Annotated in this window: 12 protein-coding genes, 2 tRNA genes and 2 rRNA genes (1 of these 16 running past the window's edge); 3 read left to right on the top strand and 13 right to left on the bottom strand. The window is 65.9% G+C overall.

All coding sequences use genetic code 11. The annotated features are described in order from the left end of the window. The 5 genes from UCD39_RS21545 to UCD39_RS21525 all read right to left on the bottom strand — a co-directional run. A 23S ribosomal RNA gene (locus tag UCD39_RS21545) occupies positions 1–914 on the bottom strand; it reaches 1,840 nt to the left of the window's first position. Positions 915–1,206: 292 nt separating this feature from the next. Continuing rightward, positions 1,207–1,282 (bottom strand) — tRNA-Ala (locus UCD39_RS21540). A gap of 24 nt (positions 1,283–1,306) precedes the next feature. Beyond that, positions 1,307–1,383, bottom strand: a tRNA-Ile gene (locus UCD39_RS21535). A 140-nt stretch (positions 1,384–1,523) separates the two neighbouring features. After that, positions 1,524–3,021 (bottom strand): 16S ribosomal RNA (locus UCD39_RS21530). Together the 16S and 23S rRNA genes with 2 tRNA genes alongside form the textbook arrangement of a ribosomal RNA operon. 343 nt (positions 3,022–3,364) lie before the next feature. After that, the gene (locus UCD39_RS21525; protein ID WP_330497812.1) at positions 3,365–3,583 is read right to left on the bottom strand and encodes a hypothetical protein; all 219 of its coding nucleotides are present in this window, start codon (positions 3,581–3,583) and stop codon (positions 3,365–3,367) included. 594 nt (positions 3,584–4,177) lie between these two features. Here UCD39_RS21525 and UCD39_RS21520 point away from each other — a divergent pair. Further along, on the top strand, positions 4,178–5,599 hold the full coding sequence (locus UCD39_RS21520) for a peptidoglycan DD-metalloendopeptidase family protein (RefSeq protein ID WP_330497811.1): 1,422 nt from the start codon (positions 4,178–4,180) through the stop codon (positions 5,597–5,599). A gap of 131 nt (positions 5,600–5,730) precedes the next feature. Here UCD39_RS21520 and clpB read toward each other — a convergent pair whose 3' ends face one another. Beyond that, the gene (clpB, locus tag UCD39_RS21515) at positions 5,731–8,373 is read right to left on the bottom strand and encodes an ATP-dependent chaperone ClpB (RefSeq protein WP_330497810.1); all 2,643 of its coding nucleotides are present in this window, start codon (positions 8,371–8,373) and stop codon (positions 5,731–5,733) included. Between the two features lie 215 nt (positions 8,374–8,588). Here clpB and UCD39_RS21510 point away from each other — a divergent pair, with 215 nt between their 5' ends. Further along, positions 8,589–9,353 (top strand): MOSC domain-containing protein, encoded by a 765-nt coding sequence (locus UCD39_RS21510; RefSeq protein WP_330497809.1) that lies wholly within the window; start codon positions 8,589–8,591, stop codon positions 9,351–9,353. A gap of 12 nt (positions 9,354–9,365) precedes the next feature. Here the strand turns inward: UCD39_RS21510 and UCD39_RS21505 are convergent, their stop codons facing one another. The 4 genes from UCD39_RS21505 to UCD39_RS21490 form a co-directional block, all read right to left on the bottom strand. After that, positions 9,366–9,626, bottom strand: coding sequence for an MmcQ/YjbR family DNA-binding protein (locus tag UCD39_RS21505; protein WP_330497808.1), 261 nt, complete (start codon positions 9,624–9,626; stop codon positions 9,366–9,368). Positions 9,627–9,726: 100 nt separating this feature from the next. Next, on the bottom strand, positions 9,727–11,064 hold the full coding sequence (locus UCD39_RS21500; RefSeq protein ID WP_330497807.1) for a M48 family metallopeptidase: 1,338 nt from the start codon (positions 11,062–11,064) through the stop codon (positions 9,727–9,729). A 130-nt stretch (positions 11,065–11,194) separates the two neighbouring features. Then, positions 11,195–11,551 carry an RNA-binding S4 domain-containing protein gene (locus tag UCD39_RS21495; protein WP_330497806.1) on the bottom strand — a complete coding sequence of 119 codons (357 nt, stop codon included), beginning with the start codon at positions 11,549–11,551 and terminating at the stop codon, positions 11,195–11,197. 12 nt (positions 11,552–11,563) lie between these two features. Continuing rightward, a complete protein-coding gene (locus UCD39_RS21490; protein WP_330497805.1) occupies positions 11,564–14,185 on the bottom strand; it encodes a helicase-related protein in 2,622 nt (873 codons plus the stop codon). Between the two features lie 292 nt (positions 14,186–14,477). Between UCD39_RS21490 and UCD39_RS21485 the strand changes: the two genes are divergently transcribed. Beyond that, on the top strand, positions 14,478–15,866 hold the full coding sequence (locus UCD39_RS21485) for a hypothetical protein (RefSeq protein WP_330497804.1): 1,389 nt from the start codon (positions 14,478–14,480) through the stop codon (positions 15,864–15,866). 71 nt (positions 15,867–15,937) lie between these two features. Here UCD39_RS21485 and UCD39_RS21480 read toward each other — a convergent pair whose 3' ends face one another. The 3 genes from UCD39_RS21480 to UCD39_RS21470 form a co-directional block, all read right to left on the bottom strand. Next, on the bottom strand, positions 15,938–16,255 hold the full coding sequence (locus UCD39_RS21480) for a helix-turn-helix domain-containing protein (protein WP_330497803.1): 318 nt from the start codon (positions 16,253–16,255) through the stop codon (positions 15,938–15,940). Positions 16,256–16,261: 6 nt separating this feature from the next. Beyond that, complete coding sequence (locus UCD39_RS21475) at positions 16,262–16,621, bottom strand: type II toxin-antitoxin system RelE/ParE family toxin (protein WP_330497802.1); 360 nt, start codon at positions 16,619–16,621, stop codon at positions 16,262–16,264. Between the two features lie 70 nt (positions 16,622–16,691). Beyond that, on the bottom strand, positions 16,692–17,399 hold the full coding sequence (locus UCD39_RS21470) for a protein-L-isoaspartate(D-aspartate) O-methyltransferase (protein ID WP_330497801.1): 708 nt from the start codon (positions 17,397–17,399) through the stop codon (positions 16,692–16,694). Positions 17,400–17,553: the final 154 nt, after the last annotated feature.

The following is a 17,553-nucleotide window of genomic DNA, read 5'->3' as shown; positions in this document are numbered from 1 at the left end:
GCACTCCACGGTATTCGGAGTTTGGTTAGGTTTGGTAAGGCTCGCGCCCCCCTAGCCCATCCAGTGCTCTACCCCCGCGGGTGATCATCCGACGCTCTACCTAAATAGATTTCGCGGAGAACCAGCTATTTCCTGATTTGATTGGCCTTTCACCCCTATCCACAGCTCATCCCCGACCTTTTCAACGGGCGTGGGTTCGGCCCTCCAGTGGGTGTTACCCCACCTTCAGCCTGGCCATGGATAGATCATCAGGTTTCGGGTCTACAGCAGGCAACTCAAGCGCCCTATTCAGACTCGCTTTCGCTACGCCTCCAGCTATCGCCTTAAGCTCGCTGCATACTGTAAGTCGCTGACCCATTATACAAAAGGTACGCCGTCACGGCCTATGCCGCTCCGACTGCTTGTAGGCATCCGGTTTCAGGTACTGTTTCACTCCCCTCGTCGGGGTGCTTTTCACCTTTCCCTCACGGTACTGGTTCGCTATCGGTCACTGAGGAGTACTTAGGCTTGGAGGGTGGTCCCCCCACGTTCAGACAGGATTTCACGTGTCCCGCCCTACTCGAGGATCAATGCCGGTTTACCCGTACGGGGCTTTCACCCACTCTGGCATGCCTTTCCAGGCATTTCCGGTTATGTAGCATCAATCACTGGCCTGGTCCGCGTTCGCTCGCCACTACTAGCGGAGTCTCGGTTGATGTCCTTTCCTCCGGGTACTTAGATGTTTCAGTTCCCCGGGTTCGCCTCTCCAACCTATGAATTCAGTTGAAGATACCCATCGCTGGGTGGGTTTCCCCATTCGGAAATCCACGGATCAATGCCTGCTCGCGGCTCCCCATGGCTTATCGCAGCGTGCTACGTCCTTCATCGCCTCTCAGTGCCAAGGCATCCACCAGATGCCCTTAATTCACTTGATACACCGTCAGCGCTCCCTCGCGCAGGGACAAGCCCATCGCCAGGTCACGACCGACAAAACTTCAGAAGGTCATTCGCCAATCCCGCAACTCCCGTACGTCGTACGGCGTCCACGGAACCGGGAATGGTCCTCGGTTACACTAGACCCTCTTCACAATGTCCAAGACCCCTGATCCTCTCCTCGGAGACGATCAACAGGCGATCGCGATAGCGTCTCGCCTGTAATCTCTACATAACGTCTTTTTGACAGACCCTCTTTATCCCCGCCTCAACACCGGCCAGCATAACGCCGAATGGTGGAGGCGATCGGGATCGAACCGACGACCTCATGCTTGCAAAGCACGCGCTCTCCCAACTGAGCTACGCCCCCGTCTCCGGGTCGCTGGGGATAGAGTGGTGGGCCAGGCAAGATTTGAACTTGCGACCTCACGCTTATCAAGCGCGCGCTCTAACCAGCTGAGCTACTAGCCCACGGGATCACGAAGCCATAAGCCTCGCGCCGTTCTAAAGGGTCTGGAGAAGGGATGCGCCGACGGCGGAACCTACGGGCCGGTTAAAACCACGCTCACCCAAAACAGGCAAGCCGTGAACCCAGCGCAGGCAATCCTTAGAAAGGAGGTGATCCAGCCGCAGGTTCCCCTACGGCTACCTTGTTACGACTTCACCCCAGTCGCTGACCGTACCGTGGTCGGCTGCCTCCTTGCGGTTAGCGCACCGGCTTCGGGTAAAGCCAACTCCCATGGTGTGACGGGCGGTGTGTACAAGGCCCGGGAACGTATTCACCGCGGCGTGCTGATCCGCGATTACTAGCGATTCCAACTTCATGCACTCGAGTTGCAGAGTACAATCCGAACTGAGATGGCTTTTGGAGATTAGCTACCCCTCACGAGGTCGCTGCCCACTGTCACCACCATTGTAGCACGTGTGTAGCCCAGCCCATAAGGGCCATGAGGACTTGACGTCATCCCCGCCTTCCTCCGGCTTGTCACCGGCAGTTTCTCCAGAGTGCCCAACCAAATGATGGCAACTGAAGATGGGGGTTGCGCTCGTTGCGGGACTTAACCCAACATCTCACGACACGAGCTGACGACAGCCATGCAGCACCTGTCTTACCGCCTCCGAAGAGGAAAACACGTCTCCGTGCCGGTCAGTAGATGTCAAGAGCTGGTAAGGTTCTGCGCGTTGCTTCGAATTAAACCACATGCTCCACCGCTTGTGCGGGCCCCCGTCAATTCCTTTGAGTTTCAACCTTGCGGCCGTACTCCCCAGGCGGAGTGCTTAATGCGTTAGCTGCGACACCGAAGTTCTAAGAACCCCAACGTCTAGCACTCATCGTTTACGGCGTGGACTACCAGGGTATCTAATCCTGTTTGCTCCCCACGCTTTCGCGCCTCAGCGTCAGTATCGGTCCAGTGAGCCGCCTTCGCCACCGGTGTTCTTCCCAATATCTACGAATTTCACCTCTACACTGGGAATTCCACTCACCTCTCCCGAACTCAAGCCGCCCAGTCTCAAGCGCAATTCCCAGGTTAAGCCCGGGGATTTCACGCCTGACTTGAGCAGCCGCCTACGCGCCCTTTACGCCCAGTAATTCCGAACAACGCTAGCCCCCTTCGTATTACCGCGGCTGCTGGCACGAAGTTAGCCGGGGCTTCTTCTCACGTTACCGTCATCATCGTCACGTGCGAAAGAGCTTTACAACCCTAAGGCCTTCATCACTCACGCGGCATTGCTGGATCAGGGTTGCCCCCATTGTCCAATATTCCCCACTGCTGCCTCCCGTAGGAGTCTGGGCCGTGTCTCAGTCCCAGTGTGGCTGATCATCCTCTCAGACCAGCTACCGATCGTCGGCTTGGTGAGCCGTTACCTCACCAACTACCTAATCGGACGCGGGCCCCTCCTTCGGCGATAAATCTTTCCCTGACAGTCTCCACAACCATCAGGCTCATCCGGTATTAGCTCCAGTTTCCCGGAGTTATTCCGAACCAAAGGGCAGGTTCCCACGCGTTACTCACCCGTGCGCCACTAAGGCCGAAGCCTTCGTTCGACTTGCATGTGTTAGGCATGCCGCCAGCGTTCGTTCTGAGCCAGGATCAAACTCTCAGGTTCTGTGCGGTATCCCAATCGCCGTCGCCGGCAATCAAGAACCTCGGCGGAAACCAACCTTCGTCGGCACCTAAACCCAAGTCCGTTCCTGAACCCCCGATCGCTCGAGGGTCAATTTCAGAGCATGTATTCTAGATGCGTTCTGGTCGTTTCCATGTTGCTGCCCGTACCGGGCCCATCATCGGAACCGCCGTCTGCGCATCCCTTCTCAAGACGTTCACTTGTTCAAGAACCCGTGGCACAAACGCAAATACGCGCTCAAACCACAACCCCATCCTTGACCGATCCCCAGAAGGATCAGCCCACACCCGGACAGGAAGGGCAAATTCCGTTTCGTCCAGCGGCGTTACCGCCAGAACCGCAACCCCTCAATCACCAGCGTCATCCGCCAGAACTCAGGGATCGCTTCGCCGTCGCGCCGTTCGTTGTCGCCCGCCGCGTCGGTGAACGGGGTTATAGTGACCCCACCGGGGGCCTGTCTACAGAAATCTTGCAGCTCCATGACGATTTTTGTCCAAGCCCCCGAACCCAGCGTCAAAAGGGCCAGACACGAAGGCCAATCCATAAACAATTCCTATATATGATCGCGCGCGCGTACACGGGCACAGCACAGGTCCATAGGCCGGCACTTTCGCCTGCCGGCACGACCAGCGAAGGAGGCGCCGCGCTTCGCCTCAATTTCGCCACGACCCGGGTCTATGTCGCGGGCCGGCCGCACGGACTCAAACCTCGCTGTCTTTCAAGTCTTATTAACGTGCCGTACGTAGGATGTTCCCGTTGACAGTGACAATCACGTCACGCGAGGATTGGCCCAACCGATGGCCAGGCATTTCCTGCCTTTTTGGGCGGTTGTCCTGGACTCAACGGATGAGAAGAAGCTGGGGCGTTACGACCTGCCGAGCCTCCGGGGCGCACGCACCGGGGTCGGCGTTTCCAGTCGTCAGTTCCTCTCCCCCAGGCCGGGCTCCCCTTTCGGGGACGGCGTTCGGTGTGGGGATTTCCGTGGCGCTCTTGGCGCCATGGCAAGGCCGTTCGGCAGGGCGGCCCGTCGACACTGTGCCCGGGGACCGGCAACGGCATCTCGGAAAACTGCGCCCGATGGGGCCCCTGTGTAGCTTTGAGGTCAGAGGATTTTGACGATGCGGTTTGGATTGGGGGAGTGGGGGCCTTGCTGAAACGGATCGCCGTGACATCGGCCGTCGCCCTGACCTTGGGTGGCATCGTTTCCCTGGCGTCGCTGGACGACACGGGTACCGTGGCCGTGGCCCCGCAGGCCCTGCCGCCGGCGCCGCCATCCGATGTGGACCCCGACCTGGCCGCGGCCGCCGCGGCCGCGCCCAAGGACCAGCAGGTTCCCCAGCAGACCACCGTGGCCGCCGCCGCGCAGCAGCAGCAGCCGGGTGCCCCGGTTTCCGTTGATCCGGTGGAACGCCGCCATGTCAATGTCGGCCGTGGCAGTACCCTGATGCAGGTGCTGATGGACGGCGGCGTCCCCGCCGACAGCGCCCACAACGCCATCAGCGCCCTGAGCGGCGTGTATGACGTCCGCCGCATGAAGGCGGGCCAGGGCATCACCGTGCTGTTCGACCACAGCGAGGGTGACAAGTTCATCGGGCTGGAGTTCCAGCCGGCGGCCGAGCGCGCCGTGTCCGTCGCCTTCAATGGCGGGCGCTATCAGGCGCGGCAGATCGACAAGCCGCTGGAGAAGAAGCTGGTCGCCGCTCGCGGCCGCATCACCAGCAGCCTGTCGGAAGCGGCCAGCGCCGCCGGCGTCCCCTACCCCGTGCTGGACGCCTTCATCAAGCGCTATGCCTACGATGTCGACTTCCAGCGCGACCTGCAGCCGGGCGACACCTTCGAAATCCTGTTCGAGCGCTATTACACCGAGGATGGCCAAGCCGCCCGCGATGGCGAGATCCAGTTCGCCTCGCTGACCTTGTCAGGCAAGGAGAAGGCCATCTACCGGTACCAGCCCGCCGGTGGTAGCGCTGATTATTACAACGCCCTGGGCGAAAGCATCCGCCGCGCCATCCTGCGCACACCCATCGACGGCGCCCGCGTCACCTCCGGCTTCGGCATGCGCATGCATCCCGTGCTGGGCTACAGCAAGATGCACAAGGGCAAGGACTTCGGCGCCCCGGTGGGCACCCCCATCTATGCCGCCGGTGACGGCGTGGTGGAGCAGGCCGGGCCGTTCAGCAGCTATGGCAACTACGTCAAGCTGCGCCATGGCAACCAGATGGAAACCGCCTACGGCCATATGAGCCGCATCGCCAAGGGCATGCGGGCTGGCCTGCGGGTAGCCCAGGGCGACGTCATCGGCTATGTCGGCGCCACCGGCCGCGCCACCGGCCCGCACCTGCACTTCGAGGTGCTGCGCGGCGGCCAGCAGATCAACCCCGACAGCAAGGAGGCCAAGATCGAGGCCGGCCGCAAGCTGGACGGCAAGGATCTGAAGCAGTTCCAGGCCATCGTCGCCGAAGACCAGGAAACCTTCCGTGGCATGCAGGACGGCACCGCCATGGTGGCGGTCAAGCCCGGCACCGGCCACGTCGTCCAGGCCGCGGTGAAGCGGCACTGATAGAACGTGCAGCAGCGCTGATACGAAAAAGCCGGCCTCTCGCGAGACCGGCTTTTTTCATGGCTTGGGTGTCCGGGGGGGGGCATCGAGCGATCACGATCAAATGCCCCCTCGGGAATGCCCACCGCGTATCAATGCACCGTCGGCGGCTGCCCCCACAGGCTTTCACCGGCCGGCGGCACCTGGATGGCCTCGCCGTTCAGGATCAGGCCTTCCGGCCCGGCGGAGACGCTGATGGTTTCGCCGTCATGGATGCGCCCTTCCAGGATGCGGGTGGCCAGCGGGTTCTGCAGTTCCCGCTGGATGACCCGCTTCAGGGGCCGGGCGCCGTAGGCCGGGTCGTAGCCGGCATCGGCCAGCCAGCGCAGGGCCGCGTCATCCATCTCCAGGGTCATGTTGCGGTCGGCCAGCATGCGCCGCAGGCGGCCCAGCTGGATGTTGACGATGCCGGCCATGTGCGGCCGCGACAGGCGGTTGAAGATGAGGATTTCATCCAGCCGGTTCAGGAACTCCGGCCGGAAGGAGCCGCGCACGACCTCCAGCACATGGGCATGCGCCGTGGCCACCGCCGCCGCATCCGCCCCGTCGGCCAGCGAGGCCAGCGCCTCCGACCCCAGGTTGGACGTCATGATGATCAGCGTGTTGCGGAAGTCCACGGTGCGGCCCTGGCCATCGGTCAGGCGGCCGTCGTCCAGCACCTGCAGCAGCACGTTGAACACGTCGGGGTGGGCCTTCTCCACCTCGTCGAACAGCACGACCTGGTAGGGCCGGCGGCGCACCGCCTCGGTCAGGGCGCCGCCCTCCTCATACCCGACATAGCCGGGAGGAGCGCCGATCATGCGGGCGACGGAATGCTTCTCCATGTATTCCGACATGTCGAGGCGGACCATGGCCGTCTCGTCATCGAACAGGAATTCGGCCAGGGCCTTGGTCAGCTCCGTCTTGCCTACGCCGGTGGGGCCCAGGAACAGGAAGCTGCCGATGGGACGGTTGGGGTCCTGCAGGCCGGCGCGGGCGCGGCGCACGGCGTTGGACACGGCCACCACCGCCTCGTCCTGGCCCACCACACGGCTGTGCAGCTTCTCCTCCATGCGCAGCAGCTTTTCCCGCTCGCCCGTCAGCATCTTGTCCACGGGGATGCCGGTCCAGCGGCTGACCACGGCGGCGATGTCGCCGTCGCGCACCTCCTCGTTCAGCATGCGGTTGCCACCGGCCTCCTCCGCCTCGCGCAGGCGGCGCTCCGTCTCCGGGATGACGCCGTAGGTCAGCTCGCCCGCCCGCGCCCAGTTGCCGGTGCGCTGGGCGTTTTCCAACTCAGCGCGAGCCTGCTCCAGCTGTTCCTTCAGCTTCTGGGCGCTGGACAGGGTGTCCTTTTCCGCCTGCCACTGGGCGGTGAGATTGCCCGACTGCTCCTCCAGCTCGGCCAGTTCCGTCTCCAGCTTGACCAGCCGGTCCTTGGAGCCCTGGTCGGTTTCGCGCTTCAGCGCCTCGCGCTCGATCTTCAGGCGGATGATCTGGCGGTCCAGCTCATCGATCTGCTCGGGCTTGCTGTCCACCACCATGCGCAGCCGGCTGGCGGCCTCGTCCACCAGGTCGATGGCCTTGTCGGGCAGAAAGCGGTCGGTAATGTAGCGGTTGGACAGGGTGGCGGCGGCCACGATGGCGCCGTCGGTGATGCGCACGCCGTGGTGCAGCTCATACTTCTCCTTCAGGCCGCGCAGGATGGAGATGGTGTCCTCCACCGTCGGCTCGGCCACGAAGACGGGCTGGAAGCGACGGGCCAGGGCCGCGTCCTTCTCGATGTACTTGCGGTATTCGTCCAGGGTCGTCGCGCCGACGCAATGCAGCTCGCCGCGCGCCAGCGCCGGCTTCAGCATGTTGGAGGCGTCCATGGCGCCGTCGGCCTTGCCCGCCCCCACCAGGGTGTGCAGCTCGTCGACGAAGACGATGACCTCACCCGCCGCGGACTGGATTTCCTGCAGCACGGCCTTCAGCCGTTCCTCGAACTCGCCGCGGAACTTGGCGCCCGCCACCAGGCCGGCCAAATCCAGCGCCATCAGCCGCTTGTTCTTCAGCCCCTCAGGCACGTCACCGTTGACGATGCGCAGGGCCAGGCCTTCCACGATGGCGGTCTTGCCCACGCCGGGCTCGCCGATCAGGACGGGGTTGTTCTTGGTCCGGCGGGCCAGCACCTGGATGGTGCGGCGGATTTCCTCGTCACGGCCGATGACGGGGTCCAACTTGCCATCGCGGGCGGCCTGGGTCAGGTCGCGGGCGTATTTCTTGAGCGCGTCATAGCTCTGCTCCGCCGACGCGCTGTCGGCGGTGCGGCCCTTGCGCAGGGCGTTGATGGCCTGGTTCAGGGCCTGCGGCTTGGCGCCGGCCTCGGCCAGCACCTTGGCGGCCGCCGTACCCTCGGCCATGGCCAGGGCAAGCAGCAGGCGCTCCGCCGTCACGAAGCTGTCGCCCGCCTTCTGCGCCAGTTGCAGGGCGTTGTCGAACACCTTGGCCAGTTCGCGGCTGAGGCTGATCTGCCCGGCGCCGGGGCCGGACACCACCGGCACCTTGGCCAGCGCCGCCTCCACCCCCGCCAGGGCGCGGGCGGGATCGGCGCCGGAGGAGCGCAACAGGTTGGCCGCCAGGCCTTCGCTGTCGTCCAGCAGCACCTTCAGCAGGTGTTCAGGGTTCAGGGTTTGGTGTCCGCCGCGTAACGCCAGCGTCTGCGCCGCCTGCACGAAGCCACGGCTGCGCTCTGTGAACTTTTCGAAGTCCATCTCGATAGCTCCCGATGTCGGCCAGAGCGTCCGCCAGGCAGCCCGTTCCAGCCATGATCCACGACAATTGTGCGATCCGAAGGATGCACCAGCGATATGGGGCTTGCGGTTGGCGGCCGCAAGGTTGTTCAGGCCCCGTTCCTACATCTAATTGTCGTCATTCCGTCTTGCCCCTTGCGTTGACAAGGGGCGGGGGGCCCCCTTAAAGTGAGCCCATGATGACGACCGTTTCCATTCTGCACTATTTCCCTGTCAAGGGGTTATCCGCCCAGACCTTGCCGGCGGTGACTCTGACCCCTGGCCAGGGGCTGCCGCAGGACCGCCGGTTCGCCATCACCCACGGCGCCACCACCTTCGACGTGCTTGCCCCCGCCTGGCGGCCCAAGAGCAACTTCCTGGCCCTGATGCGGGACGAGCGGCTGGCCACCCTGGACGCGCGCTATGACGCCGACAGCTGCATGCTGGTGCTGGCGCGCAATGGCAAGCCGGTGGCCCGGGGGCGTATCGACACGCCCACCGGCCGCCTGCTGATCGAACAGTTCCTGGCCGCCTACATGAGGGACGCGGCGGTGCCGCCGCCCTACAAGATCATCGAGGCGGCGGGCCATATGTTCAGCGACATCGAGGAAAAGGCCGTGTCGCTGATCAACCTGGCCAGCTGCAAGGATCTGGAACGGGTGACCCAGGCGCCGGTGGACCCGCGCCGGTTCCGGGGCAACCTACTGCTGGCCGATCTCGCCCCCTGGGCGGAGGCGCAGTGGGTGGGCAAGCGCCTGCGCGTGGGCGAAACCGTTTTGGAAGTCTTCAAGAACATCCGCCGCTGCGCCGCCACCGAGGTGAACCCGGTGACGGGCGAGCGCGACATGCCCGTGCTGAAATCCCTGATGAACGGCTATGGCCACGTCAATTGCGGCGTTTACGCCCGCGTGATCGAGGGCGGGACGGTGCGGCCGGGCGACACCGTCACGGTGATCGACTAAAGCTGGGATCGACTAAAGCCGGGCCAGCAGCGTCTTAGGCGCCACGGCTTGGTAGCTTTCCTTGACCCAGGCCCGCAGCAGATCCAGCGGCACGTCCTCGCCCGCGCCGAATGTGGCGGTGATCCAACCCGCGCGCCCCAGGCCGTAGCCGGTGGGCGCGCAGTTGGCCATATCCAGCGCGAAGGGGGCGGAGCGGGGCAGCTTCACCGTGACATGGCAGCCCGTGTCCCCATCCCGCCCCAGGAAGACGAAAATCTTCCGGCGCACCTTCACCACCGTCTCCCCCAGGGATGATCCTCCCACGCCTCGGGATAGGAGAGGGCGTGGGCCAGCAGCTCGGCCAAGGGGGAAGCCGGCGGCGACAGCGCGTCGGTCACGGCTTTGGCTCCGCCGGGGCCTGAGCGGGTGCGTGTTCGGCGGGCGCGGCCTCAGCCGGCGCCCCCTCAGTTGGCAGGTTCTCTGCCTTCCAGCGCATGGCGCGCAGAATGCGGTTGTAGCCCGACGGGTGGTCGTAGAACAGGATCTCCTCCCACTTGCCGGGGGCCAGCTTGCGGTATTCCGCCAGCTTCAGCGCCACGGTGGCGAAGCCGTCGGGCTCGCGCGCCAGGTTCAGGCCGAAGGCGTCGGCCTCCGCCTCCTGCGTGCGGATGATGGTGTTCAGCACGGGCGTCAGCACGAAGAAATAGGCGGTGAACAGGATGACGACCAAAGGCAGGCCGGCCACGTCGCCCAGGCCGGTGATGCCCCAACGCCCACCGCGTGTCAGCCGGCCGAAGACCCGGTCCACGAACAGATAGCCGAAGCACACCAGGAGGGAGAGATAGAGCAGGATGACGAAGACATGGTTCAGAACGTAATGCCCCATCTCATGCGCCATCACCGCCTTGATCTCCGCCGGGGTGCAGCGCTCCAACAGGGTGTCGGTCAAGGAGATGCGGGTGGTACCGAACAGGCCGCTGACGTTGGCGCTGATCTTGTTGGACTGGCGGGAGGCGTTGAACTCATAGACGTCGGTGGCCGGCACCTCGTTGGACCGGGCCATGGACAGCAGAGCCTCGCGCACCGGGCCGGGCTTCATCGGTTCGTATTTGTTGAACAGCGGCGCCACGAAAACCGGCGTCACCACCACCATGAGGGCAACCACCACCACGCCAAAGGCGCTGGCCCACACCCACCAGCTGCGCCCCAGGCGGCGAACGATGGCATACAGCACCCAGATGACCAGGGCGCCGCTCAGGCTGGAAATGGCGAGCTGGATCATCTGGTCGCCGAACCAGCCGCCGAAGGTCTGGTTCATCAGGCCGTACTGCCGCTCCCGGTACCAGTCGGAATAGGCGACGTAGGGCAGGCTGAGGGCATAGTCGATGACGGTGTAGGCGATGAAGAACACCGGTGTGGCGAAGCGCCCGAGACCGGCCAGCCGGTCGCGCAGCCGCCGCGCCAGGCCGCCGGCCAGGAACACCGCCGCCACCGCCAGCGACACCAGGAAGCGCCAGAGCTGCAGCCAATAGCCGCCCTCGAAATACGCGTCCGACTTGGCCCGAACATCCGCCGGAACGGTATCCATGTAGGCCTGCGTCGCCGCCACCGGATCGAACGCCGCGGCGGCGTGCGCGACCTCCGGTGTCAGGCAAGTGCCCAGTACCGCGCCGGCAAAGCCCACGGCCAAGGCCGCCGTCACCACACCCCTGTTGTTTACCCAACCTGTCATAAGCCAACCCCAAATTTCGCGCCCAAGCCCCCCTGGGCGGCGCTCATTGGCCGGCAGTGTAGGCCGGGTGGAACAGGGCTGGATAGAACCGCTTCACCCAAAACCCGCGGTGCCTGAAGCGGTCGGAAACCTATGGCGCCCTGGGCAGGCGGGACTCCGGCGTGGGCGGGGACAAATCTTCATACAGGGCCTGGGCCTCCGGTGCCGGCCCCCGGCGGCTGCCCAGGGCCAGCACCTTGATGACGCGGATATGGTTGCCCAAAGGGAAGGTCAGCACGTCGCCCGGCCGCACGGTGTGATGCGCCTTGGTGATGGTGGCGCCACCGCAGCGGATGGCGCCGGACCCGCAGAGCTTGGCCGCCAGGCTGCGGGACTTCAGGAAGCGGGCATACCATAGCCATTTGTCCAGCCGCAGCCGTCCTTGGGCCAGATCGGCGGCGTCCTCATCCTCCCTGCCGCCGTCACCCTTGCCGTTCACCTTAGACATCACCCACCGCCATCAGGGCGCCTCCACCAACGTTCGCAGGATGCTGAAAGGGTTGTCGCTGGCCGGCGCCGGTTGGGCCGGCGCGGCGCCCGCCTTGCCACGCGCCGCCTTGGCCGGAGTTGGCACGCGGGCGGTCTTGGGCCGACGCCGCAGCCAGGGGGCCGGCTCCCCCTCCGCCTTGGGCTGGCCCAGACGATACCCCAGCGCGGACATGAGCGACGGCACCTCCGCCCGGGGCACGCCCAGGCTCAGCACCAGATCGTCCACCACCGTCAGCGGCCCCGCCTTGGCCCGGTCGGCCAATGATTTCTCCAGCCGATCCAGCATATCGACCCGCAGGGCGCGGGCACCCAAGGGGATGTAGCCGATGGCGGCCAGGAAATCCGGTGGCAGGTCGCCCACCGGCAGCGTCACACGGCCGGGCGCCGGCACGGCCACCGGGACACCTCGCGCCACCGACCACAGCAGGCCGCGCAAAGCCACCGCCGCCGGCCGCGTCAACGCCGCCAGGAACACCTGGCTGAAGCCCAGGCGGAGGCCCAGGGCGGCCAGGCGCCGCCGATCTTCCTTGGTCAAGGTGGCGATCAACGGTTCCAGCGCGGCGCGCGGCAGGCCGCCCAGCGCCTCCGCCACCTGGAAAGCGATGCCCCGGCCGGCGCCGGACAATTCTGTCCCCTGCCCCTCCTTGCCGAGAGCGGCGGCGGCCAGCGCCGTCAGCGGCGCCAGGACGCGGGCGACATGCGCCTCCATCCAGCGGGCCAGGCGCGCCCGCACCGGCTCACGCTGGCCCGTCTGCAGGAAATCATCCCCCACCAGGCGCACCAGGGGGGCCAGCGGCGTGGGGCCCGGCGCCAGCACACCAATGACGGCACCGTCCCAGCTGAGTTCCCCGCCACCGTCCAGGGTGATGGCGGCATCGGGTGCCGTCTCCAGCGCCCGCACCCGCTGAGTGATGACATCGCCCAGGGCGCGGCGGGCGGCGGTGGTGATGGCCTTGGCGTCGGCCGCCGGCACATCGGCGTCCAACTGGAAGGCCACGCCGTGCAGGCGGCCAACCGGGTGCCCCTCCACCAGCACGCGGCCATCGTGGTCCACCGCCCCCAACAGGTCGCGTCCATCGGCCAGGCGCTTCACCAGGCCGGCGGAGCGCTTATCGACGAAGCGCTGGGTCAGGCGCTCATGCAAGGCGTCGGATAGCCGGTCCTCAATGGCGCGGGTGCGCTCCTGCCAATGGACGGGGTCATCCAGCCAGCCAGGGCGATGGGAAATGTAGGTCCAGGTGCGGATATGGGCGATGCGCGACACCAGGGTGTCGATGTCGCCCTCCCCCCGGTCCAGGCGGGCCACCTGGGCCGCCACCCAGTCCAGCGGCAGGGTGCCGGCCGGGCCGTCGCGCAGGTATTTGAAGATCTGGGACAAGAGGCGCGTATGGGCGTCGGACAGCACCTTGCGGAAGTCCGGGATCTGGCACACCTCCCACAACAGGCGCACGGCCAGCGGGTTGTTGGCCAGGCGCATGAGGTCGGCATCCTGCGCCAGGGCCTGCAAGGCCAGATGGTCGTCCGCCTCCCGCGCGCGGATCAGCACGGGGGACGGCGGCCGCTCCTCCAGCGTGCGCAGCAGGGCCTGGGGGCTGCGGAAGTCCAGGTTGACGTTGCGCCACATCAGGGTCTTCAACGTTTCGAACGTGTGGTTCTCCACCGCGTCGATCAGTTCGGGATCCAGCGGCGGCGCCTCATCCGTGGTGCCGAAGGTGCCGTCGGTCAGGTGGCGCCCCGCGCGGCCGGCGATCTGCGCCACCTCCGGCGCCCGCAGGCGGCGCGGCTGCTGCCCGTCGAACTTGGACAGGCGGGCGAAGGCGACATGGTCCACATCCATGTTCAGGCCCATGCCGATGGCGTCGGTCGCCACCAGGTAATCCACCGCCCCTTCCTGATACAGCTGCACCTGGGCGTTGCGGGTGCGCGGGCTGAGGGCGCCCAGTACCACCGCCGTGCCGCCACGCGTACGGCGCAGCAGCTCCGCCAGGCCATAGACATCGGCGGCGGAGAAGGCGACCACGGCGGCGCGGGGCGGCAGCTTGGTCAGCTTCTTGTGCCCGCTGTAGGTCAGGCTGGAGAAACGGGGCCGGGAGACGAACTCCGCCTTGGGGATCAGCTTTTGCAGCAGGGGCCGGATGGTGTCGGAGCCGAGGAACATCGTCTCCTCCGTTCCACGGGCGTGCAGCAGGCGGTCGGTGAAGATGTGCCCGCGCTCCGGATCGGCGGCCAGCTGGATCTCGTCCACCGCCAGGAACTGGGTCACATGGTCCAGCGGCATGGATTCGACGGTGCAGATCCAATAGCGGGCGCCGGGGGGAATGATCTTCTCCTCCCCCGTCACCAGGGCCACCTGGCCCGCCCCCTTGGCCTTGACCACCTTGTCATAGTTTTCCCGCGCCAGCAGGCGCAGGGGAAAGCCCATCATGCCGCTGGCGTGCGCCAGCATGCGTTCCATGGCCAGGTAGGTCTTGCCGGTGTTGGTGGGCCCCAGCACCGCGACCACCCGGCCGCCCGGCAACGCCCCCACGCTGTCGGCGGCCCGCTTCTGGGCCGGCAGGGGGGAAAGGGTGGATGGGCGGGACGGATCGTTCATGGCACTCAGTGTTGGGGCGGCGGCCCCTGAATACAAGTCGGTCCCACGGATCCGGCGCTTCTTGAACGCTGATGGAGGGTGGGGGTTCCGGATTGGCCTTGCCCCCATGCGGCCAAGTGGCCCACGGAAAAGTGGCCCTGGAAAAAGTCCCCCCGCAATGCGGACATAATGCGGGGCCATCCTTATATAGGGTGACGCTTTATACAGGGTGACGGCAGAACAGGCACCCCGCTTGATTCCGGCCGGCCCAGCGTATCACCTTGCACCCTCCAGGCCCCTTGGGAACCCGTCCATGTCCGTTCGCGCCCGCATCGCCACCCTGTCGCTGTTCTCCCTGCTTCTGGGCACCACCGCCTTGGCCGCCCCGGTGACGCAGGAGGGGGCGGACAAGCTGGCGCGTCTGGCGGAGCAGCAGTTGACCAAGCCCGCCAACCCGCACAAGAGCGACAGCCTGCGCCTGACCCTGAACGGTCACGCCAGCGCGGTGCGGGAGGGGGATCATTACCGCCTGAGCCTGCCAGGAGCGCAATTGCACCTGGGCGACGACAGCGTGCTGGACCTGGGCACGCTGGTCCTGGCCGTGACCCCCACGGCCGATGGCCATTGGGACGCCACCGGCACCCTGCCCAGCCCCATGGGTGTGTTCGACGGCCAGGGCATGCGCATCGGCGAAGTGCGGCTGGGCAGCCAAAGCCTGCGCGCCCGCTGGACGCCCGACTTCCAGACGGTGGACCTGCTGGACGCCAAGGCCAACGACATCCGCTTCGTGCCCCGCCCCGGCCACGGCGCCGTGGCCATGGACGCCCTGACGGTGCGCTTCATGCCTGAGGAGGAGGCGCGCGGACGGTGGAGCGGCCCGGTGCGGGTGGAGGTCAACAAGCTGCAGACCAAGACGCCGGACGGCGCCGATGAGACGCGGCTGCTGCGCGGCCTGCTGGCCATCGACCTGACCGATTTCAACATGACCCAGGGCGCCCTGCTGCGCGTGGGCGGCGGCACGGAACCCGGCCCCGCCGGTGCCGTGTTGTCGCGCATGAAGGGCAGCGTCAACCTGGACGGTTACGCCAGCCATGACGATGAAGGCCGCCCCTATTCGCTGAAGACCCTGACCGCCAGCGTCACCGCCGACAATATGGAGGGTGACCACGGCGTGCTGTCGCTGGACTACAGCCACCGGGGCTTGGTGAAGCCAGCCGCCGCCGGCCAGGCCGACCCCATCCCCGAGAAGGGTGACCTGCATCTGAAGATCAGCGACCTGCCGGCCCGCACCCTGGCGGAGGCGGACTGGACCACCCTGCCCGCCGACACCAAGCACCGCAACCGCGCCATCAAGGAACGCACCCTGGCAGCCCTGGGCCAGGCGGGCAGCCACCTGACCATCGACAAGCTGGACTTCCAGGCGCCCGACGCCGCCCTGGTGGGCAACGCCGCCCTGGTGTTCGACGCCGCCAACCCGCGCGGCCTGACCGGCACCCTGTCGCTGCTGATGCGCGGGTTGGACCACCTGCCGGCCAACAGCGTGGGCAACGGCCCCATGCTGGGCTTCTTCGCCCTGCAATCCTTGGGCGCGCCGGAAGGGGAAGGCCGGCGCTTCAGCCTGGACTTCCGGCCCGACGGCCATGTGAAGCTGAACGGCAGCGACGTCACCCTGCTGATGACCGGCCTAGCCAAGCTGCCCTGACGGGTGAGCTATGCCCACAAGAAGTCGGGCGGCTCGGCCGGCCGCGCAGAAGTGATTTTGAAGACGCTCCTTCAGGCGACCATGCCAAGCCCATGCTTAGCAACGAGACACAGAAGCTTGAGCGACGCGCCTTGTGGGTGCTTTTCGCCGCGCTCCCACTGGCTCACAAGGCTCGTGGTGACATTGAGGTAGCGGGCGAATACCGCCTGGCTCGCGCCTTCGCGCTCACGCAAGCTGCGAATTTCCTCAGGCGCCAGCGGGCGCACGGGCGTCAGGCACGCCTCATCGAACTTTCGCATGGTTTGCTTATCCATGACGCCCGCCGCATGGAGTCCTTCCGCCGTTTCGTGGATAGAGGCCATCACCGGGCTGCGGTATTGCTTAGCCATTGTCCTTTACCTCCACCAAGGTGCCATTCGCCACCGCCCTCGCCAGGGCTTGTCGTCGTAAGCCATCATCTCCGCCGCGAGCATCTTGAACGCTTCCAACTCGTCATCGCGGATGTTGTCCTGTTCGTTCTTGGCAAAACCGTGAACGAAAAACGCCCGTTCTCGCAATCGGAACAGGATGATCGTGCGAAACCCGCCCGACTTTCCCTCACCTTGCCGGGCAACCCGTTGCTTGATGACCCCGCCGCCGAGATCTGCATCCACGAGACCCCGAGACGCGGCATCAATCGCGGCACATAGAATCGCATCCGTGATCCGGGCTTTTCGGGCAAACCTCGCGAAAGGCTTGTTTTTGAATACCCGCATGGCTTCGCTTTTCAGCCCGAGGACAAAACGTCAAATCTATAGCACTTAGTGCTATATAATTCAAATGACCCTACCTATCAACCATGGGCACGAAGGCGACGGCCAGCAGGGGGCGTTCGCGGACGGCACTGTCTAGCCCCTTCTCCACCAGGCATAGTTGCTGCGGCCCCTGGGCCGGCCCCACCGGCAGCAGCAGGCAGCCGCCGGGCCGCAGTTGCGCCACCAGCGCCGGCGGCACCGTCGGGGCGGCGCAGGCGGCCAGGATGGCGTCGAAGGGCGCCGCCTCCGGCCAGCCGGCGTGGCCATCACCGACGCGCACGGTGACACCCTTCAGCCCCAAGGCCGCCAGCCGCCGCTCCGCCGCCTGCGCCAGGTCGGCAATGACCTCCAGCCCGAAGACCGTCACGCCCAAATGGGCCAGCAGCGCCGTCTGGTAGCCGGAGCCGACACCAATCTCCAGCACCCGGTCGCCGGGCTGGAGCCGCAGCAGTTCCGTCATCAAGGTCACCAGGGACGGCTGTGACAGGGTTTGGCCGGCCGCGAGGGGCAGGACCTCATCGCGGTAAGCGCGTGCCGCCACCCCCGGTGGGGTGAACAGTTCACGCGGTATGGCGCGAAGGGCATCGGCCACCCGGTCGCTCAGCGCCGGAAGGTCCAAGGAACGGTCCAGCGCCATGCGCCGGGCGATGGCGGACACCAGCGCCTCCCGCTCCGCGCGGCGGGCTTCCAGGTCAACGGTCGGGGTGAGGGGGGAAGCGGTGCGTTTGAACCACGACATCTGACACCCCCGGTGGCGGTGCGGGCAAAAAATACACGGGATCAGGTCCTGCCCCCGATGGAGGGGCTTGCGTCCAAGCCGCCGTCCCCTCATATCGGGGCGCGACGGCCGGCCCATGCCTGGGGGGCCGTCGGAACCAGGTTCACCACGCCGG

The organism is Nitrospirillum karajorum (genome assembly GCF_036348415.1).
Lineage (GTDB): Bacteria > Pseudomonadota > Alphaproteobacteria > Azospirillales > Azospirillaceae > Nitrospirillum > Nitrospirillum amazonense_B.
The sequence above is the reverse complement of the archived record's forward strand: the minus strand, read 5'-3'. Positions and strand labels throughout refer to the sequence as shown.